This window comes from Companilactobacillus paralimentarius (assembly GCF_963227125.1).
In the GTDB taxonomy this organism is placed as follows: Bacteria; Bacillota; Bacilli; order Lactobacillales; family Lactobacillaceae; genus Companilactobacillus; species Companilactobacillus paralimentarius.
The window spans coordinates 1,553,459-1,578,047 of the sequence record NZ_OY724131.1 but is presented as its reverse complement, the minus strand read 5'-3'; the positions used below and the strand labels follow the sequence as shown (position 1 = coordinate 1,578,047).

Sequence of the window (24,589 nt, the reverse complement as noted above, 5' to 3'; positions counted from 1 at the left end):
TTTGAGATTTAACAAAACTAGAAATAAAATCTTTGGTGCTATATTTATTTTTATTGTTGTCATGGCATTCTTCTTTACACCAACAGGTTATTATTTAGAAGTTCCAGGTAGTGCCGAAGATACTTCTCAATTTGTAAAGGTCAATGGTAAGCAAGATAAGAAAAAGGGTAACTTGCTATTAACGACAGTTGGAATTGTAAGTGGGACGCCATTTACATTGCTTAAGTCATTGGGAAATGATTTTGAAACTATTTACTCACAAGAAGAATTGATGGGAAATGAAAATAGCCAACAATATTTTCAAGTTCAACAGTACTATATGAAATCAGCAACTAATAACGCGATTCAAGCAGCTTATTCCAAGGCGGGAAAGCCATTTACTAAGAAGTATTTAGGTGTCTATATTATGGATATCATGGATAACTCTGCTTTTAAGAATAAATTGCAAGTTGGTGATACGATCACATCCATCAATAACTACCACTTTAAGAACTCGGCTCAGTTTATCAATTATGTTAAGAAGCAGAATAAAAAATCTACTGTCAAAATTAATTTCGTACGTGATGGTAAAAAGAAGTCAGCTTCAGGTAAACTTGTTAAACTAGCAGATACTAAACGATACGGTTTAGGTATTACTTTGACTGATAACACACAGGCTAAGGGTAATCCTCCAACAAAAATTGATGCGGGCAGTATTGGTGGACCTTCGGCAGGTTTAATGTTTACTTTGCAAGTATACTCACAAATCAGTAATAAAGATTTGAAAGCTGGTCGTACTATTGCGGGAACAGGAACTATTGCCCCAGATGGAACAGTTGGTCCTATCGGAGGAATTGAGAAGAAGGTCTATGCAGCTTCCGAAATGGGCGCAACAATTTTCTTTGCTCCGGATGATCCTGTAACAAAAGAAATTAAAAAATATGAACCAGGTTACGTTAACAATTACAATTTAGCCAAACGTGCCGCTAAAAAAATTCATACGAAGATGAAAATTGTACCCGTAAAGAACTTAAATGATGCAATTAATTATCTTGAAAAAACAAAACAGTCCAAATAAGGGCTGTTTTTTTTCGTAATTTAATTTGAGGTGATTGAAATGGAAGAAGTTTATCAATACGTTCGAAATAAAAAAATTGTTTTATTGACGGGTATCGTAATTGTAGTACTAGGAGGATATTTTTTCCTTTTCCACAAGGTAACGCCTACTAGTACGTTAGAGCCTAAGCAAGAATTAACAACTCAAAAAGATGAAACTAAAAAGAGTAAAACTGATTCGAAAGCAAAAGAACCACAGATGATAGTTGTTGATGTACAAGGTGCCGTCCAAAAGCCTGGCGTTTACCATGTAAAGGATAAAGCAATCATACAAGAAGTGATACAGACAGCCGGTGGGTTTACTGCCAACGCAGATCTGAAACAAATCAACCAAGCCAAAAGAGTAGTTGATCAGATGCAGGTTTATATTCCAATTAAAGGTGAGAAAGTAACTCCTACCAGTACAAATTCATCAAACGATACTCAAAACAAAAAAATAGTGAATATTAATACGGCGACAGTTGATGATTTTAAAGATGTGACAGGTATAGGTCCTAAAAAAGCCGAAAAAGTCATTGCTTATCGTGAAGAACATGGTCAATTCAAGACACTACATGATTTAATTAATGTTTCAGGGATTGGTGAGAAGAGTTTAGCCAAACTGAAAGATCAACTGACAGTTTAAGCTAATGAGAGGTAAATTGATTTTTCCCGCTTTGATAATAGTTTTGTTAATAACAGTTTATTTCGAAAATAAATTATTCGGCGAATTTTATAATCAAGTTAGCCACTTTCAATAAAAGCTCAAAATAAAAACACCAAGACGAAAAAATCAGGTATCATTGGAGTTCCTACACAAACAATGAAAGAGGTTTTTCGTCTTGATGCAAGAAAATGATACCATAATACGACCTAAGGGACACCATTTAACTGAAATTGAACGTGGTGAAATAGCTTCGCTTCACCTTTTGGGATTCTCAAATCGTAAGATTGCTCACGCCGTTGGCGTTTGCCCTCAAACTATTAATAATGAGATCCGCAGAGGGACCGTAAGACAGGTTAAAAAGGTTAATGGGAAACAATATTTCTCTAATGATTATTACCCTGATACCGCTCAATTACGTTATGACACGCTGCGTAAGCAGTGTCATCGACCTTCTAAGTTTAATCGAGTTAAACAATTCCTAAGCTACTTTGTAGAACAGTTCAAACAGGGGTGGTCTCCAGATATAATCGCAGGTAGATCACGTGTCGATGGGTTATTCTTTAAAGATGAAATGGTATCAACTACCACTCTTTATAAGTACATCGATGAACAACGTTTAGAGATACGTAATATAGACTTAACCGACAAAATGAATAGATCTACCAAGCTACACGTTTCGAAGAAACATAAGCGTCTATTGGGTAGAAGTATCGAGGAACGTCCTGAGAGCGTTGACTTGCGAGAAGATTTTGGTGACTTTGAAATTGATACTATCGTTGGTAAGAGAAATGGTCACGAGAGCGTAGTCTTAACACTTATTGAGCGTAAATCCAGATTCGAGATAATGCGACTTATTGACGGTAGAGATGCCGACTCTGTTGATTACGCTATGGAAGAGATCAAACATAATTACGGTCACATTATCAACTCGATAACCGCAGATAATGGTCCTGAATTTGCTAATCTCGATTCTGTTATGTCTGGAGTTTCAGATGTTTATTTTGCACATCCATATACTTCCTCAGAAAGAGGAACCAATGAAGCACATAATAGAATGATTCGTCGTGACTTGCCCAAAGGGCTGTCACTCGATTCTATTGCTCCAGATTTAGTATCCTCTATTGAATCAAAGCTCAATGATATGCCTAGAAAGTTGTTGAACTACAAAACTCCACGGGAACTATTCACTAGTTTCTGTGGAGTTTAGAAATGCACTTTTCTGGCACTGATATATTTCGTATTTATTTTTTGGACAAGTGGCTAACTTGTTCTTGTAATTTTCGAAATAAATTATTCATTATTTTTTTACTATTATTAATAATAAGAGTTGCCTTGCTTAAGAATAAAAATCTTAATTTGTTGATTATAGCTTTATCTGTAGTATTTGCTGGACGTTGCTGGTTAATAAAACCGCCAGTGACTGTGCCACAAATTCAGAACGGAATAGTAGCACCAGATTCAATTGCAGTTAATGGAGATTTATTGACGGGAGAATTACAAGCTGATCGAGAGACAGTAAAGTTTGTTTATCAAATAAAAACACAACGTGAACAACAGTATTGGAAAAAATTAGATCACATGGTTCAGGCAAAATTGGAAGTTAAGAAAATAGAGCCAATAGCTCAGCCACGTAATCCTGGTGAATTTAACTATGCTAAGTATTTAACTAAACAGAATATTTATTATCAGGTAGAAATTACGAAGTTTAAAAAGCTTATAGAATACCAACCACGAAATTTTAAGGATAGAATAAATATTTTACGAATTCATATCATTAAATATTTAGCACAATTACCAAAATGGCTAAGAATACATGCTCAGAGTTTGATAGTTGGTTACACTGATTCCTCAGATAAAGATTTTTTAAAGATTTTGAGTTCTTTGGGAATTATTCACCTTTTTAGCTTATCAGGCCTACACGTGTTAATAATTCTGACCCTAATTAGAAAATTAACATCTTTTTTTAAGATTCCTCTAGAACTAGTTGATACGTTAATGCTATTTTTGTTGCCAAGCTACGGTATTTTAGTTGGTTCGAAAAGTGGTATTTGGCGAGCAGTTGTTTTGGCAATGGTTGGAATCATATTTAAAAAATTTGATTGGTCATTGAGTAGTCTTGATGTATTTAGTGTGACATTGTTGATATGCATGTTCGTTGATCCACGGGCTATAACAACTATGGGAGGTCAACTTAGTTTTCTGTTAGCTTTTGCTATTATGTACTTGTATAAAAACACTAAATTCATTTGGATGACATTAAAAATGAACTTGGTCAGTCTACCAGTAATTTGTTTTTATGTTTATCAGTTTAACTGGTTGACCTTATTGATCAATCTGATTTTTATTCCTCTATTCACTTACGTGATATTACCTCTAACCTTTGTTTCGGCGCTATCAGTTAATTTAAAAATTTCGAAAATTTCAATAACAAGTTAGCCACTTGGACAAAATAAATTGAATCCAAGTGATATCAGTATTTGAAGTTTATAAATATGTCTTTAAGCGCCACAGGAACTAGCAAAGAGTTCTTGTGGCGTTTTATAGTTCAATAACTTTCTAGGCATATTGTTGAGCTTAAATTCTATGTCTCTTATTACTTTTGGGCTGACTGTATCCAGTGACAGCCCTTTGGGCAAGTCACGACGTATCATTCGATTATGTACTTCATTTGTTCCACGTTCACAAGATGTATATGGGTGTGTGAAGTAAACATCCGCAACGCCAGCCATATCAGATGATAGATTAGAGAACTCAGGGCCATTGTCTGCAGTGATTGAATTGATAAGATCACCATAGTTCTTTATGATCTCTTTCATAGCATAATCTACAGAGTCGGCATCTCTACCGTCAATAAGTCTCATTATTTCAAAGCGTGTCTTACGCTCTATGAGCGTTAAGACGACACTCTCATGGCCATTTCTTTTGCCCACAATCGTGTCTATCTCAAAGTCCCCAAAGGATTCTCTGCTATCAACACTTTTAGGGCGTTTCTCAATACTACGACCAAGTAGACGCTTATGCTTTTTTGAAGTATGTTGCTTAGTCGGTCTAGTTGACTTTTCTACCAGATCAATATTCCGGATTTCAAGTCGTTGTTCATCAATATATTTGTAAAGTGTAGTAGTACAAACCATTTCATCTACTAAGAATAATTCTTCGTTCTTAGCTCGTCCAACGGCCGTATCAGGTGACCATCCATTATCTATGAACTGGCTTACAAAGAAGCCTAAAAAGGCTGTGACTTGGTCGAATTTAGAAGGACGATGGCAAAGCTTACGGTTCTTTACATACTTTTGATGTGCAGTGTCAGGAAAGTAGCAATTCAAGTGTTGAACTTTACCATTAACTTTCTTGATCTGCTCAACAGTACCTCTGTTAATTTCATTATTAATAGTCTGAGGTGAAACGCCGATAGCTTTAGCTATCTGGCGATTCGAGTAGCCAATTGAATGAAAGGAAGCAATCTTTCCACGTTCAATTTCAGTTAAATGATGTCCTTTAGGACGATTTATGATATTCTGTTCTAGCACCAAGACGAAAAACCTCTTTCATTGTTTGTGTGAGAACTCCAATGATACCTGATTTTTACGTCTTGGTGTTTTTATTTTGTCATTTTTCTAAAGTGGCTAACTTGATTATAAAATTCGCCAATTTAAAAATTTGGAATAATATAAATAATTTATTTGGAAGTATGTATAGTCTTCTAGATTATTTTTCTAGTAATACCAAGTTTATGTTGGTGACGGGTAAGCTAGATACTTTAACAGTTGTTCTATTGGTGATAATAAGTATCTTTTATGTTGAAAGTAAAAATATTCTTAATAAGTATTTATATCAATATTTAATCATTTTTATTTTTGGTGTAACAATCAATAAATTTCCTTTGAGTGGATCAGTAAATATAATTGATGTAGGTCAAGGAGATAGTATTTTAGTAACAACACCGTTAATAAGAAAAACTTTTCTTATCGATACAGCGGGCAAATTAAAATTTATGACTAATCCTTGGGCTAAAAGAGACAGTAGCAATCAAGTCGAACATAGTACGATTCCTTTTTTGAAATCGCAAGGTATTTCAAAAATCGATAAACTCTTTTTATCACATAAGGATGTTGATCATATTGGAAATTTAGAAATTTTATTGAATAAATTTCCTGTTAAACAAGTTAATTTTGGGATTGGCTTGGATCAGAACTTGCGAATTCAAAAAGTTATTCAGGATCATCCGGAAATTGAATTCAAAAGTCGTCGTCAAGGGGATGTTATAAAGACCGGTTTCATAAATTGGCAAGTTCTTTGGCCAAAGGCGAAAGGAAAGGGAGAGAATAGTGATTCTCTTACTTTATTAGCGCAGATTAAAGATAAAAAATGGCTTTTTACAGGGGACTTAGATATTCCTTCGGAACAAAAAATATTGAAGGATTATCAATTCAAAATTGATTATTTAAAACTAGGTCATCATGGATCAAAAACGGCAACTGGGGATGAATTGTTGGAAAAAACACAACCTAAATTAGGTTTGATCTCGGCTGGAGTTAATAATCGCTACGGACATCCCAATCATGAGACTCTGCAACGACTGGAAAATCATCATGTAAAATATTTAAATACGGCTGATTATGGTATGATATCTTGGTATTACGATTTTTTCGGTAATAGAGAAAAGATAACAACTTTTTTAAAGGGTGACTCGTTTGAAAATAGCAGAATTAAAAAGTAATTTAAAACAAGGTAATTTGGGCAATGTCTATTTGATTACCGGTGCAGAACAAGTTTTTATTAAGGACATTCAAAAATCATTTAAAGATATCATGTCGCCTGAAGAACGAGATATGAATTTTTCTAGTTTTGATTTGGAAGAGACACCTTTAGATGATGTTATTAATGAGGCTATCTCTGCACCATTTTTTGGTGAACGAAGATTAGTTTTCGCTCAAAACCCTTATTTTTTAACGGCAGAACGAGCTAAGAATGCTGTTGAACAAAATACAGATTTACTATTGAGGTATATTCAAAATCCTACACCTTCAACAATCATGGTGATCTTTGCCTCATACGATAAATTGGATGCTCGAAAAAAGATCGTTAAACAGTTAAAGAAGATAGCAACGGTGGTTGATGCTGGTCAAATGGAAGGGCCAGTTCTAACTAGAACGATTCAAAATGATTTAAAAGCTGACGGTTATCAAATAGATGGGGAAGCTTTGGATTTATTAATAAACAAGACTAAGAGTAATTACTCTTTAATAACGAATCAATTGGTTAAATTAAAGATGTATGCATTACAATCAAAGAAGATTGATAAACAGGCAGTGGAAGAATTGGTACCACAGTCATTGGAAGACAATGTTTTTGATTTGATGAATCAAATCTTGAGCAAAAATATTTATCAGGCTGAAGAACTTTACCACCAATTCTTGTTACAAAAAATTGATCCGATACTCTTGATTGCTATATTGATGTCCCAATTGCGTCTTTTGATTCAAGTTAAGGTACTAACTGAAAGAGGCTTAACAGAAGCTACGATTTCTAAAAACCTTAAATTACATCCTTATCGAGTAAAATTGTCACATAGACAATCTAAAAAATTGATTATGAAACAATTAGTAATTATGTATCAGGATTTGGTGAATCTAGACTATCAAATTAAATCAGGACAAGGAGACAAGGAATTACTGTTTGATTTGTTTATAGCTAAATTTGCATAGCAAAAAGGAGTTCAGAATAATATCTGAACTCCTTTTTTAAAAGAAATAAAAAAGCAACCAATAATAGGTCGCTTAGATTAATTCAATTTAGCAAGTCTTGACTTATCGCGAGCAGCTTTGTTAGCCTTGATTAGACCCTTAGCTTTAGCCATGTCAATAGCACGAACTGCTGTTCTAAACATATCTTCTTTGTTGTCAGTGTTGTTAGCAGCTGAAGTTTCAAAGTTTTTGATAGCTGAACGCATAGCGCTCTTTTGTGAAGCATTGCGAAGAGTTGCACTTTGTGCAGTCTTTACACGTTTCATAGCTGATTTAATTTGTGGCATCAATTTCACCTCCGATTACCTAGTAAGCTTAAAACTCAATACATAGAATTATACATAATTAGCTTTGGCAATGCAATGAAATGTCGATTTTTTTTACACTATTGCAATATTACTCATTATGTAGTAAATTAGTTAGTTGTGTTAACCATGCTCTGTTTGACGAATCACCAACGCAGACATAGTTTGGCTAAATATATAAGGAAAAGGTGAATGAAATGGCTATTTCAAAACAAAAGAAAAATGAAATTATCAAGCAATACGCACGTAAAGATGGAGACACTGGTTCTCCAGAAGTACAAATTGCTGTTTTAACTTATGATATTAATTCTCTAAATGATCACTTAAAAGTTAACAAGAAAGACCACCACTCATATGTTGGTCTATTGAAGAAGATTGGTCACCGTCGTAATCTATTGGCATACTTACGTAACAAGGATGTTCAACGTTACCATGATTTGATCAAATCATTAGGTCTACGTCGTTAATATCAATTTGAGAAGTTTCCCATTTGGGAGGCTTCTTTTTTTTCGCTTTTTTTTATATATCGTCTCGCGTATGGTAGAATAACAAACAGGTATAGCTTAAATAGTCTTAAAAGACTTAAAAATCACAATAGGATATTATGATCTATGCTATTTTAATGAAATGAGAGATGAAAATGAGCAAAAAAATTAAAATAATTTTGTTAAGTGGCGTACGTGAAAATGGAAAAAATATGTACGCGGTAGAAGTAAATGACGAGATCTATATTTTGGATATTGGTTTGCAATATCCTGATAATGATCTTTATGGAATTGACGTTGTCGTACCAGATATGACTTACATCAAGAAGAATATTGATAAAGTGGTGGGTATTTTCCTATCACATGGTCATGCAGACGCAATCGGAGCTTTGCCATACCTAATCAGTGATTACGACATTCCTGTATTCGGTTCAGAAATGACGATTGAATTAGCCAAGATTGTTTGTTCAAATGACAGCCGTAGCAAGAAATTCTCAGACTTCCACGTTATCGATGAAAACACAGCTATTGATTTTGAGCAGGCTTCAGTTTCATTCTTTAAAACGACTCACTCAATTCCTGGTTCCTTAGGAACAGTTATTAAGACTGAAGAAGGCCAAATCGTTTATACCGGTGACTTTAAGTTTGATCAAGCTGCTGTACCGGTTTATAAGACTGATTATGGTCGCATTGCTAAAATTGGTAGTGAACGTGTTTTAGCTTTATTGAGTGATTCTGCTAATGCTGAATCCCCTTATGAGAATTCTAACGAACGTGATATCTATGAATATATTTTGGATACATTCAGTTACCATAATGGTCGTATTATTGTGGCTCAAGTGGCCTCAAATATTCAAAGAATGCAACAAGTTTTGGATGCTGCTGACAAGACAGGAAGAAGAGTTTTCCTATCAGGAACAGATGCTGAGAAAATTGTTAAGACAGCCATGAGCTTAGGTTATTTGAAGATTAGTAATAAAGAACTGATCTTAAAACCTAAGGAATTAAAGGGCTTTGACAATAATAAATTGGTGGTTGTTGAAACTGGCAAGATGGGTGAACCGGTCAAGGTTCTTCGTAAAATGGCTAATCCAGCCGCTAAGACAAAGTTTCAAATTGAAGAGGGAGATTTAGTATTTATTGCTACGACTCCTTCACATGCTATGGACACAACTGTTGCCAAAGCTAGAGATGCTATTTATCGAACAGGTGCTGAAGTTAAAGCTTTGAGTGATGATAAACATTCATCAGGTCATGCCAATAAGAGTGACCTACAATTGATGATTAACCTCTTGAACCCAGAGAATGTTATTCCTATTCAAGGGGAATATCGTCTTTTGGATGCCCATGCAAGAATTGCGCATGAAACAGGTATTCCTTATCAAAATATTTTCCTTACTAAAAAGGGAGATGTCTTGAATTACGAAAATGGTCAATTCTATCAAGCTAAAGCTGTTGATGCCGGAGATACCATGATTGATGGAAAAGGCGTTGGCGATATTGGAAGTATTGTTCTACGTGACCGTGAATTATTGGCTGAGGACGGTGTTTTCATTGCGGTAGCTACAATCGACCGTAAAAAGAAGAAAGTTGTTGCTAAGCCTAAAATTACGGCTCGTGGATTCGTTTATATGCGTGCCAGCCGTGATCTTTTGAGCGAAAGTTCAGATATCATTGTTAAAACGATTGTAGACTATATGCAAAACAGCAAAGATTTTGATTGGTCTGATTTGAAGCAAGATGTTCGCGACAAGTTAAATCACTTCTTGTATGAACAAACTAATCGTCATCCGGTAATCCTTCCTGTAATTATGGAAGTAAACCAGAATAGACATAGAAAAGCCAAAAAATAAACTGATTTAATTAGTTAGATATTGTTGAGGTATTGTATGGACGACTCAGATAATCTAAAAAAAATTATTGATCAGGCGGAAGAGGCCTTTGAACAAGGCGTTTGGTCTGAAGCAGTAGATTTATATACGCAGGCATATGCAATGCAGCAGTCATTCTCAATTAACAGGGGGTTGGCTGCTTCTTTGTTGAATCAAAAAAGGCCTGGTGACGCTGAAGCTGTAATCTTAGATTATTTTAATTATTACCTCAGTGAACCGGAAACGGCTGAATTAGCTTTAGATATTATTCTAGAAAATAATGACTTTCTATTAGCTAATCAAATGTTAAATTTTTATGACATAGAGACATTGCCACATATCAAGCCAGAATTTGTGGAGGATATAACGAAACGAATAAAAGTTGCTGAAGATCGTCATGAACGTTCTTTTAAACCAGAGAAGAATCAATTGTCAAAAAGACTATATTCCATCGTTACAGAATCAACTCCGAAACAAATTCAGTTGTTAAGAAGTTTGCGACAATTTAACAAGGATGATTATGTGAAAAATGCAAAAATTTTATTAGTTAATCCCTTGCTACATCCGCTTTTGAAGAGTGAAGCATTAGAGAACTTATTAAAGCTTGGAGTTGACGAAACTGTAGATATTTCATTCTACGGTGAAAATAAAACTTGCAATCCGAGTGACTTAATGCCTATTATGTCAACTGATGTCTATTTGAAAATGTGCGACGAATTAGAAAAATTATTAACTGACGAAAATGATTCTCAACTCGAAAACTTTAAAGGTGAGTTGTCACTATATGCTGCATTTGTCTATCCGTTTGGGGATGAAATAATAAAAAGTCCAAGACTCTGGACAAAAGCCATGCTTTTAAGGTATCGTTTAGTTGATGAATCACAAATAAGTGATAATCAGGGGTTGAAGGAAGTAAATAATTGGCTGAAAAGGTTCGATGAACTAATAAATGCCTTCCAAGAGTGAAAAAAAACAACTTTTTTCGCTTTGAGTATTTACAATTTCGTTTACTCCCCGTATAATCCAAAGAGTATATTTTTAGTCGGTGATTTGCTTTGAATTACTTTGCTTTCACCTCTGAAAGTAGTATAATTTTTCAGTAAAGAGTCGTCTAAAGAACATTTTCTTTGGATCAATCTTATGAAATGAAATTTTAGGAGGATTCTTTGTAATGGCAGAAAAAGAACATTATGAGAGAACAAAGCCCCATGTAAATATTGGGACAATTGGTCACGTTGACCACGGTAAGACTACTTTAACAGCTGCAATCACTAAGGTATTGGCTGACAAAGGTTTAGCTAAGGCTGAAGATTATGCTGATATCGATAAGGCCCCAGAAGAAAAGGAACGTGGGATTACTATCAACACAGCCCATGTTGAATACGAAACTGAAAAGCGTCACTATGCACATATCGATGCTCCAGGACACGCTGATTACGTTAAGAATATGATCACTGGTGCTGCACAAATGGATGGTGCTATCCTTGTTGTTGCTGCAACTGATGGTCCTATGCCACAAACTCGTGAACATATCTTGCTTGCTAGACAAGTTGGTGTTGAATACATCGTTGTCTTCTTGAACAAGACTGATCTTGTTGACGATCCAGAACTAGTTGATCTAGTTGAGATGGAAGTTCGTGAACTTCTATCAGAATACGATTTCCCAGGGGATGACATTCCTGTTATCCGTGGTTCAGCTTTGAAGGCTCTTGAAGGTGACCCAGAAGAAATCAAACACGTTGAAGAATTACTTGATGTTGTTGATGAATACATCCCAACACCAGAACGTGATAATACAAAACCATTTATGATGCCTGTTGAAGATGTCTTCACTATCACTGGTCGTGGTACTGTTGCATCTGGTCGTATCGATCGTGGTGAAATTAAGATTGGTGACGAAGTTGAAATCGTTGGTTTGAAGCCAGAAGTATTGAAGTCAACTGTTACTGGTCTAGAAATGTTCCGTAAGACACTTGATTTAGGTGAAGCCGGAGATAACGTTGGTATTTTACTACGTGGTATTAACCGTGATCAAATCGAACGTGGACAAGTTCTTGCTAAGCCAGGTTCAATCCAAACTCACAACAAGTTCAAGGGTGAAGTTTATATCATGAGTAAAGAAGAAGGTGGACGTCATACTCCATTCTTCTCAAACTACCGTCCACAATTCTACTTCCATACAACTGATGTTACTGGTGTTATTGAACTACCAGATGGTGTAGAAATGGTTATGCCTGGTGACCAAGTTACTTTCGAAGTTGACTTGATTGCTCCAGTTGCTATTGAAAATGGTACAAGATTTACTGTTCGTGAAGGTGGCCGTACTGTTGGTGCCGGAGTTGTTACAGAAATCTTAGACTAATTTCTAAGTGGTAATGATAATTAAAAAAGAGTTGGTTAATCCAGCTCTTTTTTTTATGGCTATTTTTTATGACTAAGATATTTAAAAATCGTAAAAAGTGTCATATAATATACAAATGATGTCTTAAAAAACCTATTAAATAACGTCAAATGTTTACAATATCACCATTTTAGGGTAATATTACAAAGTATGAGATCGTTGAAATACCGGAGGGATAATATAAATGTCTGCTAAGGCTAAATTTACAAAAAAAGAAAACAATACTGGTGAATTAAAATTTGAAATTGACCAAGATACAATTAAAAAAGGTTTAGATACTGCTTTTAATCGTGTTAAGAAGAGCTTAAATGTTCCTGGATTCAGAAAAGGAAGAGTTCCTCGCCAAATCTTTAACCGTATGTACGGTGAAGAAGCATTGTACGAAGATGCATTGAACGCTGTTCTACCAGATGCATACCAAAGTGCTGTTGATGAAACTAAGGTAGAACCTGTTGACCAACCACAAATCAGTGTTGAATCAATGGAAAAAGACAAGCCATGGGCTATTACTGCAACTATTACAGTTAAACCAGATGTTGAACTTGGTGAATACAAGGGCATCGAAGTTAAGAAACAAAAACGTAATGTTATGAAGGCTGATGTTGAGGATCGTCTAAAAGATCTTCAAAAACAACAAGCTGAACTTGTTCTTAAAGACGGTAAGGCTGAAAAGGGCGACACAGTTATTATTGACTATGTTGGTTCTGTTGATGGTAAAGAATTCGATGGTGGTAGCGCACAAAACTACTCACTTGAATTAGGTTCAGGTTCATTCATTCCTGGATTTGAAGATGCATTGATTGGTCATGCTGCTGATGAAGATGTTGACGTAAATGTTACATTCCCAGAAGATTACCAAGCTAAAGAACTTGCTGGTAAAAAGGCAATCTTCAAGACAAAGATCCATGAAGTTAAATCAAAAGAATTACCTAAGTTAGATGATGACTTTGCTAAGGATGTTGATGAAGACGTTGATACACTTGAAGAATTGAAGACAAAACTTCATGATGAAATCAAGGATCAAAAGAAAGAAACTGCTGAAGAAAACATTCAAGAAGAAGCAATTGCTGGAGCAGTTAAGAATGCCAAAATCGATGACATTCCACAAGCTATGATTGATACAGAAGTTGACAATCAATTGAACCAATATTTGGCTAACCTACGTCGTCAAGGTATCGATCCTAAGTTGTACTATCAAATGACAGGTACAAATGAAGAAAGCTTGAAGAAACAATTTGCTAAGGATGCTGAAGAACGTGTAAAGACTGACTTAGTTATCGAAGCAATTGTAGCTAAAGAAAACATCAAGCCAACAGAAGACGAAATTAAGAGTGAAGTTAAGTCACTAGCAGATGAATACAAGATGGAAGAATCCGCTGTAAGAAATGCACTTAGTGATGAAATGCTTGCTCATGATATCGGCGCTAAGAAAGCCATCGAATTGATCGTTGACTCAGCTGTTGAAAAATAATGTTTTTGTGAACTAAGATAAGGGAAGCCACTGGGCTTCCTTTTTTTGTAAAAACAATGGCTTCAAACTAATTACTTTACTCAAAGTTATTACAATGCTAGACTTTCAAAGTAATTGGAACTATTGAAGGAGAATAACTATGTTTGATAGTACAGAAAATACTGGCACAATTAGCTGTTCGTTCTGTGGTAAAACGCAAGATCAAGTTAAGAAAATTGTTGCTGGACCAGGTGTGTACATTTGTAATGAATGTATCGATTTATGTAAAGAAATCATTGATGAAGAATTAAATGATTCAACTCCAATGGATCTTGAAAACATTCCAACACCTGTAGAAATCAAAAGGATTCTTGATGAATATGTAATTGGACAAACTGATGCGAAGAGGGCATTATCAGTTGCCGTTTATAATCATTACAAGAGAATTAATAAAATGGAACACCTTAAAGATGGTGAAACAGAGTTACAAAAGAGTAATATTGCTTTAATCGGACCTACCGGCTCCGGTAAAACATTCTTGGCTCAAACTTTGGCTCGTATTTTGAAGGTACCATTTGCAATTGCAGATGCTACAACATTAACTGAAGCTGGTTATGTTGGTGAAGATGTTGAGAACATTCTTTTGAAACTTTTGCAAAATGCTGACTTCGATGTAGATAAGGCCGAACATGGTATTGTTTATATTGATGAAATCGATAAGATTGCTAAGAAGAGCGAGAATGTTTCCATCACTCGTGATGTGTCTGGTGAAGGTGTTCAACAAGCACTTCTAAAAATTCTTGAAGGAACAATTGCTAGCGTGCCACCACAAGGTGGTAGAAAGCATCCTCAACAAGAGTTAATTCAAATCGATACAACTAATATTCTCTTTATTGTTGGTGGTGCCTTTGATGGTATCGAACAAATCGTTAAGAATCGTTTAGGCGATAAGACAATAGGCTTTGGCGCTGAACAACAAGCAACAATTGCTGAAGAGAAGAGTTTGATGCAACAAATTATCCCTGAAGATTTGATGAAATTTGGTATTATTCCTGAGTTTATCGGTCGTATTCCAATCGTAACAGCACTTGAGAAGCTTACAGAGAGTGATTTGGTTGATATCCTAACAAAGCCAAAGAATGCTCTTATTAAGCAATACAAGGAACTATTAAGCTTGGATGGGGTCAACCTGATCTTTACTGATGGTGCTTTGAAGGAAATTGCTAAGATGTCAATTGAAAGAAATACTGGTGCCCGTGGTTTGAGATCCATTGTTGAAGAAACAATGCTCGATACTATGTTTGATATTCCGGGTCGTGATGACGTTGAAAGTGTCAAAGTAACTAAAGAAGCAGTTAGAAAAGTTAAAGAACCAGAATTGATTCTTAAAAATGGAGAAGTTGCCTAGTGGGCAGCTTTTTTTGTTTATGGTAAAATTACTTCATTGAGGTGAATTATGCAGGTAAATAATGTGTCAATGAATTTGAGTGCTGTAAGCTCAAAACAATATCCAAGTGAAGGTTATCCAGAAATAGCCTTATTAGGCCGCTCTAACGTCGGAAAGTCTTCTTTGATAAATACTCTTATCAATCGTAAAAGCTTTGCTAGAACGTCTAGTACGCCAGGTAAAACGCAAACTCTTAACTTCTATAATATTGAAGATCAACTGTATCTTGTCGATGTCCCAGGATATGGATTTGCTAAGGTCTCCAAAAAACAACGTGAAGAGTTCGGAGTGATGATTGAAGAATATTTAACTACTCGTGATGTTTTGAAAGGGGTAGTCATTTTAGTTGATGGTCGTCATCAACCAAGTGAAGATGATATTTCAATGTATCAATTTGTTAGTTATTATCATATTCCTACGTTAATCGTGGCTACGAAGATGGACAAGGTTAAGGGAAATCAGTGGAATAAGACTATTAGTCAAGTTAAAAAAGCAATGCAGATCAATCAAACCGATGGTCTACAATTATTTAGTTCTGATACCAAGTATGGTAAAGAAGAAGTTTGGGACTGGATTGAAAAACATATGTAACAAAAATAGAGATAGTAATCATGACTTGATTATTATCTCTATTTTTTATGATAATTATTTTAATTAAAATTAATGATTTTCTTAAAAGTGAATTTATTATCCTCAAATTCAAATTCTAAAATGCTGCAATTACCAAAGCCACTATCCTTTATTTTATCAATATCAGTCCATTGACTAGTAAAGTTCATAATAGAACCAGCATGACTAACAACTAAAACTGATTTATTGTCTTGATTCATGATATCGAATAAAGTCTTTTTAACACGATCTTTATTTTGTTGAGCACTTTCACCACCGTATTGAACAAAAAAGTCGCCATATTGTTTTTGAGCGTCGGTGATTTTAGGATTCAAGTATTCGTGTTCACCTTCAAATTTGCCAAAAGACATCTCTCGTAATCCTTTTAAACGGGTATAAGGCATATCAGTAACCAATTCCAAAGTATCACTAGATCTTTCAGCCGTCGAGCAAAAAGCAGCGTCAAATTTGATTTGGTTATTTTTAAAGTATTTTCCAGCTGTTTTAGCTTGTTCAATACCTTTGTCAGTCAGTGGTGAGTCACACCAGCCTTGAATCTTACATAGAACGTTAAAAAGCGTTTGTCCATGGCGCATTAAATAAAGCATTTTTTCATGTTTTCCCCTCCGTAAAAGCACTTACATTATACAATAACATTGTCTTTTAAGAAAAAAGGGCTTGAAAAAAATATTACTCCTGTGTATCATCATACTTATAATAGTTTTAGTTTTAAACTAAGTAGTAATTTACTTCAGTGTTCAGAGAATTGACATTTGGTGAGAGTCAAGCAGGGTAGATTATCAAATACGAGACTAAAATTCGTGTCCTACGTTATAGGAGTAAAGAGCAAGTAGTAATACTTGAATTTGGGTGGTACCGCGCATGAGCGTCCCTGCATAATTGCAGGGGCGCTTTTTTCTATAACGGGGATAATTATTGGAGGAAAATCTATGAATATTATTGATGAATTATCATGGCGTGGCTTGATCAATCAACAATCTGATGAAGATGGTCTACGCAACTTAATCGATGAAAAGGATATTTCGTTATACTGTGGGATGGATCCTACTGGAGACTCTATGCATATTGGTCATTTGTTGCCATTTATGACTTTGGAAAGATTTGCTAGAGCGGGACATCATCCATATGTTGTTATTGGTGGTGCTACAGGTTCTATTGGTGATCCAAGTGGTAAAAAAGCCGAACGTCCTATGCAAACAATGGACCAAGTTAATCACAATGTTGAAGCTTTGAGTAATCAAGTTAATAATATTTTCAGTGATTTTACAATGGTTAACAATTACGACTGGACAGAACCAATTGGTATCCTTGATTTTCTACGTGATTACGGTAAATTATTTAACGTCAATACAATGCTTAATAAGGAAATCATTTCTAGTCGTCTAGAAGTAGGTATCTCCTTTACTGAATTTACATATCAAATCTTACAATCACTTGATTTCTTGACACTATATCGTAAACATGATGTTCAATTACAAGTTGGTGGTGGTGATCAATGGGGAAATTTAACTGCTGGACTTGATTTGATCCATAAAGCTGAAGGACAAGATGCCAAAGTTTATGCTTTAACAATTCCATTATTGTTAAAGGCTGATGGTACTAAATTTGGCAAAACTGCTGGTGGTGCTGTTTGGCTTGATCCTAAGAAGACCTCACCATATGAGTTTTACCAATTCTGGTTTAATCAAGATGATAAAGACGTTGTTAATCTCTTAAAGAAGTTTACTTTCTTGTCTAAAGAGGAAATCGACAAGTTGGCTGAATCTATCAAGACGGCACCGGAAAAACGATTGGCTCAAAAGACATTGGCTCAAGAAGTAACTAAATTTGTTCACGGTGAAGAAGCATTGAAGACAGCTGAAAAAATTACTGATGTTTTATTCTCAGGTGAGATCCAAGCGCTAACAACTACAGAAGTTGCTGAAGCTTTCCATGGTGTTCCTAGTGAAGAAATTGCTGCTGATCCAATTAATTTAGTTGATTTATTAATCGCTGCTAACGTTGATAAATCAAAGCGTCAAGCACGTGAAGACATTCAAAATGGTGCTATTAGAATCAATGGAGAGAAGTTAACAGATACGACTCTTGAAATTGATCCTAAGACATCATTTGATAGCAAATATATCGTTATTCGTCGTGGTAAGAAGAAGTACTTCTTGGCAAAAATTAAATAAAACCATTGACTGAAAATGTAAAATCGTTTATATTATTTGCAACGAAAACTTTTAATCGAGTCCTGTGAGGCTTGGAAGGTATTAACTACATTTGACAGAAAAAGTGTAAACTTCCTTTCCTTGTGGGATAGGGAGTTTTTTGTTTACTTAAAAAACTAGGGAACTTTTAATCAGATCCAGTGAGGTCTAGAAGGTTTAAGGGATAATACTAAACTTTTTGGGGGTAGCTGGACTGACAGCTACCCCTTTTAATTTGGAGGAAAACAATGAAAAATATACTTTCTATGTCACAATTATCCAACCAAGAGGTTCAAGATTATCTTAATGCAGCCTTGGAATTTAAGAACGGTCGGCAATCTACGATAGGCAAAGACAAATTTGCTGTTAATATGTTTTTTGAAAATAGTACAAGAACTAAATCAAGTTTCCAAGTTGCAGAGATGAAATTAGGGATGCAACAAATTGTCTTTGATGCTGAAAAATCCTCAACTAAAAAAGGTGAGAGCCTCTACGATACTTGTCGAACATTGGAAAGTGTTGGAGCCGATTTAGCGGTTATCCGTCACAGCAAAGATGAATATTATAATGAACTTTTAAATCGTAATTTGGGTATTCCTATCATTAACGCAGGTGACGGTGCTGGTCAGCATCCTTCTCAATCTTTACTTGATTTAATGACGATTTTTGAGCACTTTGGTCGTTTAAATGGTTTGAAGGTAGGTATCATCGGGGATCTCAGTCACTCACGAGTAGCACATTCCGATGCTGAAATTTTGACACAGTTAGGTTCAGATGTTTACTTTGGTGGACTCAATTCTTGGTATACGTCAGAATTCCAAGCTATGGGACCTCATAAGACAGTAGATGATTTGTGTAAAGAAATGGACGTGGTCATGTTGTTACGAGTTCAACATGAAAGATTGTCAGCTGAAGAGAATCAGGGCTTTTCAAAAGCTGATTACTTTGAAAAGTATGGTTTGGATATGCGCCGAGTTAATCTGATGAAACCAGATGCTATGTTAATGCATCCAGCCCCAGTCAATCGTGGAGTTGAAATTGCAGATGACGTTGTGGAATGTGATAAATCGTATATTTTTAAACAGATGGTCAATGGTACATTTGTCAGAATGGCAATGATCGAATCAGTTTTGAAAGGTGCTAACTAAATGAAGACATTAATAAAGAATGCTCAATTGTATTATCAAGGACAATTAACTCCAGCAGATCTTTTGATAGAAGATGGAAAATTTACGCAAATTGCTGAAGAGATATCAACCGACGGTGTTCATATGATTGATGCGAAACAACAATTAGTTGCTCCAGGATTAGTTGATGTACACGTTCATTTTCGTGAACCAGGTCAAGTTCATAAGGAAACCATCAAAACAGGTACTTTAGCTTCAGCACATGGCGGTTTTACAACAGTCGGGGCTATGCCTAATGTTATTCCAGTACCTGATGATACAGAAAAATTTCAAAAACAGTTGGAGTTAAATCAAAAAAACTCTTTAATCAATACTTTACAGTATGCTCCGGTAACTAAGAATGAAACTAGTGATGAATTAGTCGATATTGAAGCTCTGGATAAATTAGGGGCTTTTGCCTTTTCTAATGATGGTCATGGGATTATGAATGCTCAGTCAATGTATTCTGCAATGGAAAGAATTGAAGCCATCGACAGTCACTTGGCTGCACACGTTGAAGACAAGAATCTCTTCAATCATGGGGTGATCAACTTTGGTTCAGCTTCACAACGATTAGGTTTGCCTGGAATCAAACAAGCAGCCGAGACTTCACAATTGGCTCGTGACTTAGTTTTAGCTAAAGAAACTGGTGTGCATTATCATGTTTGTCATATTTCGACTAAAGATGGCGTGAATTTAGTTAGAATGGCCAAAGATGCCGGAATTAATGTTACTTGTGAAGTGACACCACACCACTTATTACTTAGCGACAAAGATATCGTGACAGATGACGCTAATTTTAAGATGAATCCGCCATTGCGTTCAAAAGAAGATCAAACGGCATTATTGGACGGTTTAGAAGATGGTACGATCGATATGATTGCGACCGACCATGCTCCTCATGCTAAAGAAGAGAAGAATCAAGGTTTTCAAAAGAGTGCTTTTGGTATTACCGGAATTGAAACATCGTTCCCTTTAATGTATACATGTTTAGTTAGAACAGGATTGATCAGTTTGGAAAAGTTGATTGGGCTAATGACAGTGAAACCAGCTCAATTATTTGGACTAAAGGATGTAGGAACAATTGGATTAAATCAGAGAGCCGATTTTACCATGATTGATTTGAATCAAGACTATACCATCAATGAAACCGACTTTTTATCTAAAGGAACTAATAGTCCTTTTATTGGAAAATCAGTATTTGGACAAGTTCAGGCCACTTATGTCAACGGTAAGGTAGTCTATACAAACAACTATGAGGAGTAAAAATGGATAAACTAGTTATAGTAGCATTAGATTTTGCAGATGATTTTGAATGTATTAATTTTTTGAATCAATTTCCTAAGAATCAATCGTTATTTTTAAAAATCGGTTTAGAAATGTTTTGTCAATATGGCTATCCTTTTGTCAAACGTTTGCGAGAACGAGGCTATAATATTTTTCTTGATTTGAAATTACATGATATCCCTAACACTGTTAAACGGACTTGTCAGATGATTGCTAAGTGGGATGTTCAGTTGTTAACGATTCATGCTAGTGGTGGAGCAGAGATGATTGCAGCTGCTAAAGAAGGGTTATCAGGTTCTAATACTAAATTATTGGCCGTTACTCAATTAACATCGTTAGGACAAGTAGAACTGTCGAATGAATTACAGGTTTCATTGCCTTCACAAGATTATGTTACAAGATTGGCCAAATTAGCATTTAACAATGGAGCAGATGGAGTTATTTCATCTGCCTTAGAAGTACCAATGATTAAAGAGGCAACTAGCGAGGAATTCCTCTGTGTTACCCCAGGAATTCGTCCAAAATCAGCCCAAGTTGGCGATCAAAAACGAGTTGCGACACCTAGTCAGGCTAGAAAATTAGGTAGTGACGCCATTGTAGTTGGAAGACCAATCACACAAGCCAAAGATGAATATAATGCTTATGTGAATATTGAAAAGGAGTGGAGTAAGTAATGGATAAAAAAATAGCAATCGACATTGCCAGTCAATTATTGAAAATTAAGGCGGTAACCTTAAGTCCTAAAGAACCTTTCACTTGGGCTAGTGGAATTAAATCACCGATTTATACAGATAATCGTTTGACCATTGCTTATCCAAAGTTCCGTCAAACAATTGCCGAAGATCTTGCACTTTTAATTAAGGAAAAATATCCTGAAGTAGAGGTCATTGGCGGTGTTGCTACGGCCGGAATTCCTCATGCCACCGGAGTTTCTAATATTCTTGACTTACCATTGAATTATGTTCGTCCAAAGAAAAAAGATCACGGTAAAAAGAGTCAAATCGAAGGACGCTGTCAGACTGGTGATAAGGTTGTATTGATTGATGACTTGATTTCAACTGGCGGTAGTATTTTAAAAGCTGTTGATGCTGTTCGTGAAACAGGAGCTGAAGTTATCGGTACAGTCGCTATTTTTTCCTATGATCTACCAGAGAGTACAACCAATTTTGCGGCCGCAGAAACAAAATTGTACACCTTGACCGATTTCCCTACATTGATTCAGGTAGCCAAAGAACAGGACTATATTGAGGAAAATGATACAGAATTGTTAGAACAATGGTATAAAAACCCAGAAGGATGGTGTAAATAATGGATTTATATAAAGCAGTTCGTCCGTTAATTTTTAAAGTAGATCCAGAGGTCGATCATCATTTAGTAGCCAATGGGTTAAAGATGTTTAATCGCTATCCACATGTTTTACAATCAATGTTTCAAACTAAAAAGCGAGCCGACTTGAAAGTTACCGTTAAAGGCGTGACTTTTGATTCACCAATTGGAATTGCTGCCGGTTTTGATAAAAAGGCTGAATTTTACAATAGTTTAGGTGCTCTAGGTGCTGGATTTGTTGAAATTGGAAGTGTGACTAAGGAAAATCAACCTGGTAATCCCAAGAAACGAATTTTTCGTTTGGCAGAAGATCAAGCCATCATCAATCGTATGGGGTTAAACAATTTAGGCGTTGAAGAAACTAGAAAACATTTGGCTAATACTCCTAAACACGTCACATTAGGTATCAGTGTAGCCCCTGGCCATGGATTGACTAGTGAAGAGATGGTTGACGAAATGGTGGATGATATTAAAGAGATTCATTCATTTGCGGACTATATAGCTTTGAATCAAAGCTGCCCTAACCAAAAAGGTGTGACAACTTTGCAGGAGATTCCTGTTGCCAAAAGATTATTGCAAAAAATTCATAATTTACACATTAAGGAACCAGTTTTTTGTAAATTTGGAAATGATATTACTGCTGAGCAATTGATTGAATTGATTAATGAAACTAAAGGATTGATGGACGGCATTATTTTGACCAACACAGCCTCTAATCCAAGCAAAGTTTATAACAATTTGAAGTCAACCAATCGCAATGAAGGTGGTGGTTTAAGTGGTAAGCCAATCTTCCTTAAATCATTGAGCCTGACTAGAGCAATTCATCAGGCCTTCCCGGAATTACCAATTATGTTTTCTGGTGGCGTCTTTACACCTGAGGATGCACAGACAGCTCTAGAAGCAGGCGCTAGTTTGGTACAGGTTTACACAGGTTTCATTTACAATGGACCAACCCTTTTAGAAAAAATTAATCGTCAACTATCTATTAATGATGTGGTACGTAATTTGGATTATGCTCCTGTTGCAAAAGCACCAAGCCATAATCCACAGGATGTTGAAGTTACCGATATTAATGAAGATAAAAAAGTTGAATTAGATGCCAATTCTGGTGCATCTTTCCATGAAGAATAATAAAAAAGACTGTCAGATAGGGATTTCTATCTAAACAGTCTTTTTTTGATGAAAAAATTTTTATTGCTCAAAGTTTGTAGCTCTAAATATATTTAAAAGTTAGAATTACTTTTATTTATGTGATGAGGAAAAATTTATGGGATATAAGTTAATTACTATTGATATGGACGATACACTTTTGACAACGGCAAAAGAAATTTCAAAAAAGAATAAAGTCATGATTCAAAAGGCAATAGCAAATGGAACAAAGGTTGTACTCTGTTCTGGTCGTCCACACAAGGCCATGTATGATTATGCACGCAGTCTCGGAATTAAGGGTAATGATAATTATATGATTACTAATGGTGGAGCAATTATTGAAAATATGAATGGAGAAATTTTTTATCAAAAAACACTTGGTAATGATTTTTACCGTGAATTTGTCAGTTTTGTTAAAGAGCACGTTTTCCCATATTGTGTTTTGGATATTCAAGGTAATACCTACACAAGTGGTTTTGAATTTATCGATAACTATACAATTGCTATGGCCTATGAGAATGGTCGTGGTTTGTATATCAAAGAGCCAGAAGATCTAGCAGCTGATTTCGAGATTACCAAGGCAGTTATCAATGGTAATGAACAACGTTTAGATGAAATTACTGATTTTATCAGTCGACAATTTAGCAACTACTTTGTTGTAAGAACTGGAGTTGGTTATCTAGAAATTTTTCCTAAGAATGTCAACAAAGGTGAGGCAGTGAAATATTTAGCGCAACAGTTAGAAATTAGATTGGAAGATGTTTTAGCGATTGGGGATCGTGACAATGATATTTCAATGCTTGAAACAGCTGGAACAGGGATAGCTATGGGCAATGCTCAGGCTGGTGTGAAAGCTGTCAGTGACTATATAACAACTGATAATAATCATGATGGTGTGGGAAATGCGATTGAAAAGTTTGTTATTGAATGATTTTTATACTTTAATTTTATTTAAATCATCAATTAGTTTATTGATCTGTGATTGTTGTTTGATCGATAATTGATCAGAAGTACCGATAACATTGAGAATGGCATCTCCTAATTGGATAATTGTAATAGTGGCGTCGTTTGTAGCTAAGACTAAGTAGATTGAAACGAATTTTGTCAGTTCTTTAAATTGAATTGATTCCTGAATATTTGTTTGTTGTAAAAGCTTATTTGCAGTTTTAATAATAATCTGTTTTGCTTGCTGATTTTTTTCTTTATTAGCTTTGCGTTTTTGGTAATAGGGTAAAAAGAGCGCAACTGAAACAGCTAATATTTCAGCAAAACTTTCAACCCATTCAGCCAAAGAACCTATTTCCATAAGATCACTTCCGTAAATTATTTGTGATAAGGATAGCATTGAATAAGTAGATTGAGGTATTAGAAAGCACTAAAAAAGTTCTGAAC

General features: G+C 35.3%; 24 protein-coding genes. 20 read left to right on the top strand and 4 right to left on the bottom strand.

Annotated elements, in window-relative coordinates:
• Position 1: 1 nt before the first annotated feature.
• The 4 genes from ACI6PB_RS07625 to ACI6PB_RS07610 all read left to right on the top strand — a co-directional run bounded on the left by ACI6PB_RS07625 (position 2) and on the right by ACI6PB_RS07610 (position 4,177).
• Positions 2–1,057 (top strand): SepM family pheromone-processing serine protease, encoded by a 1,056-nt coding sequence (locus tag ACI6PB_RS07625; protein ID WP_034543883.1) that lies wholly within the window; start codon positions 2–4, stop codon positions 1,055–1,057.
• Between the two features lie 39 nt (positions 1,058–1,096).
• Entirely contained in the window at positions 1,097–1,720 is a 624-nt protein-coding gene (locus tag ACI6PB_RS07620) for a helix-hairpin-helix domain-containing protein (RefSeq protein WP_309510868.1), read from the top strand.
• A 199-nt stretch (positions 1,721–1,919) separates the two neighbouring features.
• Entirely contained in the window at positions 1,920–2,948 is a 1,029-nt protein-coding gene (locus tag ACI6PB_RS07615; RefSeq protein WP_041501690.1) for an IS30 family transposase, read from the top strand.
• A 2-nt stretch (positions 2,949–2,950) separates the two neighbouring features.
• On the top strand, positions 2,951–4,177 hold the full coding sequence (locus ACI6PB_RS07610; protein ID WP_404327239.1) for a ComEC/Rec2 family competence protein: 1,227 nt from the start codon (positions 2,951–2,953) through the stop codon (positions 4,175–4,177).
• A gap of 62 nt (positions 4,178–4,239) precedes the next feature.
• Here ACI6PB_RS07610 and ACI6PB_RS07605 read toward each other — a convergent pair whose 3' ends face one another.
• Positions 4,240–5,274: an IS30 family transposase gene (locus ACI6PB_RS07605; protein WP_059075255.1), complete on the bottom strand. Its 1,035-nt coding sequence runs from the start codon at positions 5,272–5,274 to the stop codon at positions 4,240–4,242.
• A gap of 38 nt (positions 5,275–5,312) precedes the next feature.
• Between ACI6PB_RS07605 and ACI6PB_RS07600 the strand changes: the two genes are divergently transcribed.
• Entirely contained in the window at positions 5,313–6,461 is a 1,149-nt protein-coding gene (locus ACI6PB_RS07600; protein WP_404351042.1) for a ComEC/Rec2 family competence protein, read from the top strand.
• Positions 6,436–7,449 carry a DNA polymerase III subunit delta gene (gene holA / locus ACI6PB_RS07595; protein WP_025085885.1) on the top strand — a complete coding sequence of 338 codons (1,014 nt, stop codon included), beginning with the start codon at positions 6,436–6,438 and terminating at the stop codon, positions 7,447–7,449. Before ACI6PB_RS07600 ends, holA begins: the two co-directional genes overlap by 26 nt.
• A 77-nt stretch (positions 7,450–7,526) precedes the next feature.
• Here holA and rpsT read toward each other — a convergent pair whose 3' ends face one another.
• A complete protein-coding gene (gene rpsT, locus ACI6PB_RS07590; protein ID WP_025085884.1) occupies positions 7,527–7,775 on the bottom strand; it encodes a 30S ribosomal protein S20 in 249 nt (82 codons plus the stop codon).
• 215 nt (positions 7,776–7,990) lie between these two features.
• Between rpsT and rpsO the strand changes: the two genes are divergently transcribed.
• The 7 genes from rpsO to yihA all read left to right on the top strand — a co-directional run bounded on the left by rpsO (position 7,991) and on the right by yihA (position 16,038).
• On the top strand, positions 7,991–8,260 hold the full coding sequence (gene rpsO / locus ACI6PB_RS07585) for a 30S ribosomal protein S15 (RefSeq protein ID WP_056955653.1): 270 nt from the start codon (positions 7,991–7,993) through the stop codon (positions 8,258–8,260).
• 173 nt (positions 8,261–8,433) lie between these two features.
• Positions 8,434–10,131 carry a ribonuclease J gene (locus ACI6PB_RS07580; RefSeq protein WP_309510869.1) on the top strand — a complete coding sequence of 566 codons (1,698 nt, stop codon included), beginning with the start codon at positions 8,434–8,436 and terminating at the stop codon, positions 10,129–10,131.
• 36 nt (positions 10,132–10,167) lie between these two features.
• Complete coding sequence (locus tag ACI6PB_RS07575) at positions 10,168–11,115, top strand: tetratricopeptide repeat protein (protein ID WP_025085882.1); 948 nt, start codon at positions 10,168–10,170, stop codon at positions 11,113–11,115.
• 205 nt (positions 11,116–11,320) lie between these two features.
• A complete protein-coding gene (tuf, locus tag ACI6PB_RS07570; protein WP_054643611.1) occupies positions 11,321–12,511 on the top strand; it encodes an elongation factor Tu in 1,191 nt (396 codons plus the stop codon).
• Between the two features lie 223 nt (positions 12,512–12,734).
• Positions 12,735–14,021 (top strand): trigger factor, encoded by a 1,287-nt coding sequence (tig, locus tag ACI6PB_RS07565; RefSeq protein ID WP_025085881.1) that lies wholly within the window; start codon positions 12,735–12,737, stop codon positions 14,019–14,021.
• Positions 14,022–14,160: 139 nt separating this feature from the next.
• Complete coding sequence (gene clpX / locus ACI6PB_RS07560) at positions 14,161–15,408, top strand: ATP-dependent Clp protease ATP-binding subunit ClpX (protein WP_404327236.1); 1,248 nt, start codon at positions 14,161–14,163, stop codon at positions 15,406–15,408.
• A gap of 48 nt (positions 15,409–15,456) precedes the next feature.
• Entirely contained in the window at positions 15,457–16,038 is a 582-nt protein-coding gene (gene yihA, locus ACI6PB_RS07555; protein WP_025085879.1) for a ribosome biogenesis GTP-binding protein YihA/YsxC, read from the top strand.
• Positions 16,039–16,097: 59 nt separating this feature from the next.
• Here the strand turns inward: yihA and ACI6PB_RS07550 are convergent, their stop codons facing one another.
• Positions 16,098–16,664 (bottom strand): histidine phosphatase family protein, encoded by a 567-nt coding sequence (locus ACI6PB_RS07550; RefSeq protein WP_404327235.1) that lies wholly within the window; start codon positions 16,662–16,664, stop codon positions 16,098–16,100.
• 342 nt (positions 16,665–17,006) lie between these two features.
• Between ACI6PB_RS07550 and tyrS the strand changes: the two genes are divergently transcribed.
• The 7 genes from tyrS (at position 17,007) to ACI6PB_RS07515 (ending at position 24,128) form a co-directional block, all read left to right on the top strand.
• Complete coding sequence (gene tyrS, locus ACI6PB_RS07545) at positions 17,007–18,251, top strand: tyrosine--tRNA ligase (RefSeq protein ID WP_404327234.1); 1,245 nt, start codon at positions 17,007–17,009, stop codon at positions 18,249–18,251.
• A gap of 266 nt (positions 18,252–18,517) precedes the next feature.
• Entirely contained in the window at positions 18,518–19,417 is a 900-nt protein-coding gene (locus ACI6PB_RS07540; protein ID WP_025086154.1) for an aspartate carbamoyltransferase catalytic subunit, read from the top strand.
• Positions 19,418–20,701 (top strand): dihydroorotase, encoded by a 1,284-nt coding sequence (locus ACI6PB_RS07535; RefSeq protein ID WP_404327233.1) that lies wholly within the window; start codon positions 19,418–19,420, stop codon positions 20,699–20,701. It abuts the gene before it with no gap.
• A 2-nt stretch (positions 20,702–20,703) separates the two neighbouring features.
• Positions 20,704–21,396, top strand: a complete 693-nt coding sequence (gene pyrF / locus ACI6PB_RS07530; protein ID WP_025086152.1) for an orotidine-5'-phosphate decarboxylase — start codon at positions 20,704–20,706, stop codon at positions 21,394–21,396.
• Positions 21,396–22,031, top strand: coding sequence for an orotate phosphoribosyltransferase (gene pyrE, locus ACI6PB_RS07525; protein ID WP_404327232.1), 636 nt, complete (start codon positions 21,396–21,398; stop codon positions 22,029–22,031). The genes pyrF and pyrE overlap by 1 nt, the downstream gene beginning before the upstream one ends.
• Entirely contained in the window at positions 22,031–23,179 is a 1,149-nt protein-coding gene (locus ACI6PB_RS07520) for a quinone-dependent dihydroorotate dehydrogenase (RefSeq protein ID WP_025086150.1), read from the top strand. Before pyrE ends, ACI6PB_RS07520 begins: the two co-directional genes overlap by 1 nt.
• 136 nt (positions 23,180–23,315) lie before the next feature.
• Positions 23,316–24,128, top strand: coding sequence for a Cof-type HAD-IIB family hydrolase (locus tag ACI6PB_RS07515; RefSeq protein ID WP_309510875.1), 813 nt, complete (start codon positions 23,316–23,318; stop codon positions 24,126–24,128).
• 3 nt (positions 24,129–24,131) lie between these two features.
• On the opposite strand, the gene ACI6PB_RS07510 is transcribed toward ACI6PB_RS07515, so the two are convergent.
• Positions 24,132–24,503: a hypothetical protein gene (locus tag ACI6PB_RS07510; RefSeq protein WP_056955731.1), complete on the bottom strand. Its 372-nt coding sequence runs from the start codon at positions 24,501–24,503 to the stop codon at positions 24,132–24,134.
• Positions 24,504–24,589 lie beyond the last annotated feature (86 nt).

Excerpts from the sequence above, each read along its gene's own strand:
- ACI6PB_RS07600 (WP_404351042.1), top strand. The coding sequence starts at position 5,313 with ATGATACCTGATTTTTACGTCTTGGTGTTTTTATTTTGTCATTTTTCT.
- ACI6PB_RS07515 (WP_309510875.1), top strand. The coding sequence starts at position 23,316 with ATGGGATATAAGTTAATTACTATTGATATGGACGATACACTTTTGACA.
- pyrE (WP_404327232.1), top strand. The coding sequence starts at position 21,396 with ATGGATAAAAAAATAGCAATCGACATTGCCAGTCAATTATTGAAAATT.
- rpsO (WP_056955653.1), top strand. The coding sequence starts at position 7,991 with ATGGCTATTTCAAAACAAAAGAAAAATGAAATTATCAAGCAATACGCA.
- tuf (WP_054643611.1), top strand. The coding sequence starts at position 11,321 with ATGGCAGAAAAAGAACATTATGAGAGAACAAAGCCCCATGTAAATATT.
- ACI6PB_RS07575 (WP_025085882.1), top strand. The coding sequence starts at position 10,168 with ATGGACGACTCAGATAATCTAAAAAAAATTATTGATCAGGCGGAAGAG.
- ACI6PB_RS07580 (WP_309510869.1), top strand. The coding sequence starts at position 8,434 with ATGAGCAAAAAAATTAAAATAATTTTGTTAAGTGGCGTACGTGAAAAT.
- ACI6PB_RS07520 (WP_025086150.1), top strand. The coding sequence starts at position 22,031 with ATGGATTTATATAAAGCAGTTCGTCCGTTAATTTTTAAAGTAGATCCA.
- ACI6PB_RS07550 (WP_404327235.1), bottom strand. The coding sequence starts at position 16,664 with ATGCTTTATTTAATGCGCCATGGACAAACGCTTTTTAACGTTCTATGT.
- clpX (WP_404327236.1), top strand. The coding sequence starts at position 14,161 with ATGTTTGATAGTACAGAAAATACTGGCACAATTAGCTGTTCGTTCTGT.
- pyrF (WP_025086152.1), top strand. The coding sequence starts at position 20,704 with ATGGATAAACTAGTTATAGTAGCATTAGATTTTGCAGATGATTTTGAA.
- ACI6PB_RS07620 (WP_309510868.1), top strand. The coding sequence starts at position 1,097 with ATGGAAGAAGTTTATCAATACGTTCGAAATAAAAAAATTGTTTTATTG.
- ACI6PB_RS07535 (WP_404327233.1), top strand. The coding sequence starts at position 19,418 with ATGAAGACATTAATAAAGAATGCTCAATTGTATTATCAAGGACAATTA.
- ACI6PB_RS07615 (WP_041501690.1), top strand. The coding sequence starts at position 1,920 with ATGCAAGAAAATGATACCATAATACGACCTAAGGGACACCATTTAACT.
- rpsT (WP_025085884.1), bottom strand. The coding sequence starts at position 7,775 with ATGCCACAAATTAAATCAGCTATGAAACGTGTAAAGACTGCACAAAGT.
- yihA (WP_025085879.1), top strand. The coding sequence starts at position 15,457 with ATGCAGGTAAATAATGTGTCAATGAATTTGAGTGCTGTAAGCTCAAAA.
- ACI6PB_RS07510 (WP_056955731.1), bottom strand. The coding sequence starts at position 24,503 with ATGGAAATAGGTTCTTTGGCTGAATGGGTTGAAAGTTTTGCTGAAATA.
- ACI6PB_RS07610 (WP_404327239.1), top strand. The coding sequence starts at position 2,951 with ATGCACTTTTCTGGCACTGATATATTTCGTATTTATTTTTTGGACAAG.
- tig (WP_025085881.1), top strand. The coding sequence starts at position 12,735 with ATGTCTGCTAAGGCTAAATTTACAAAAAAAGAAAACAATACTGGTGAA.
- tyrS (WP_404327234.1), top strand. The coding sequence starts at position 17,007 with ATGAATATTATTGATGAATTATCATGGCGTGGCTTGATCAATCAACAA.
- ACI6PB_RS07540 (WP_025086154.1), top strand. The coding sequence starts at position 18,518 with ATGAAAAATATACTTTCTATGTCACAATTATCCAACCAAGAGGTTCAA.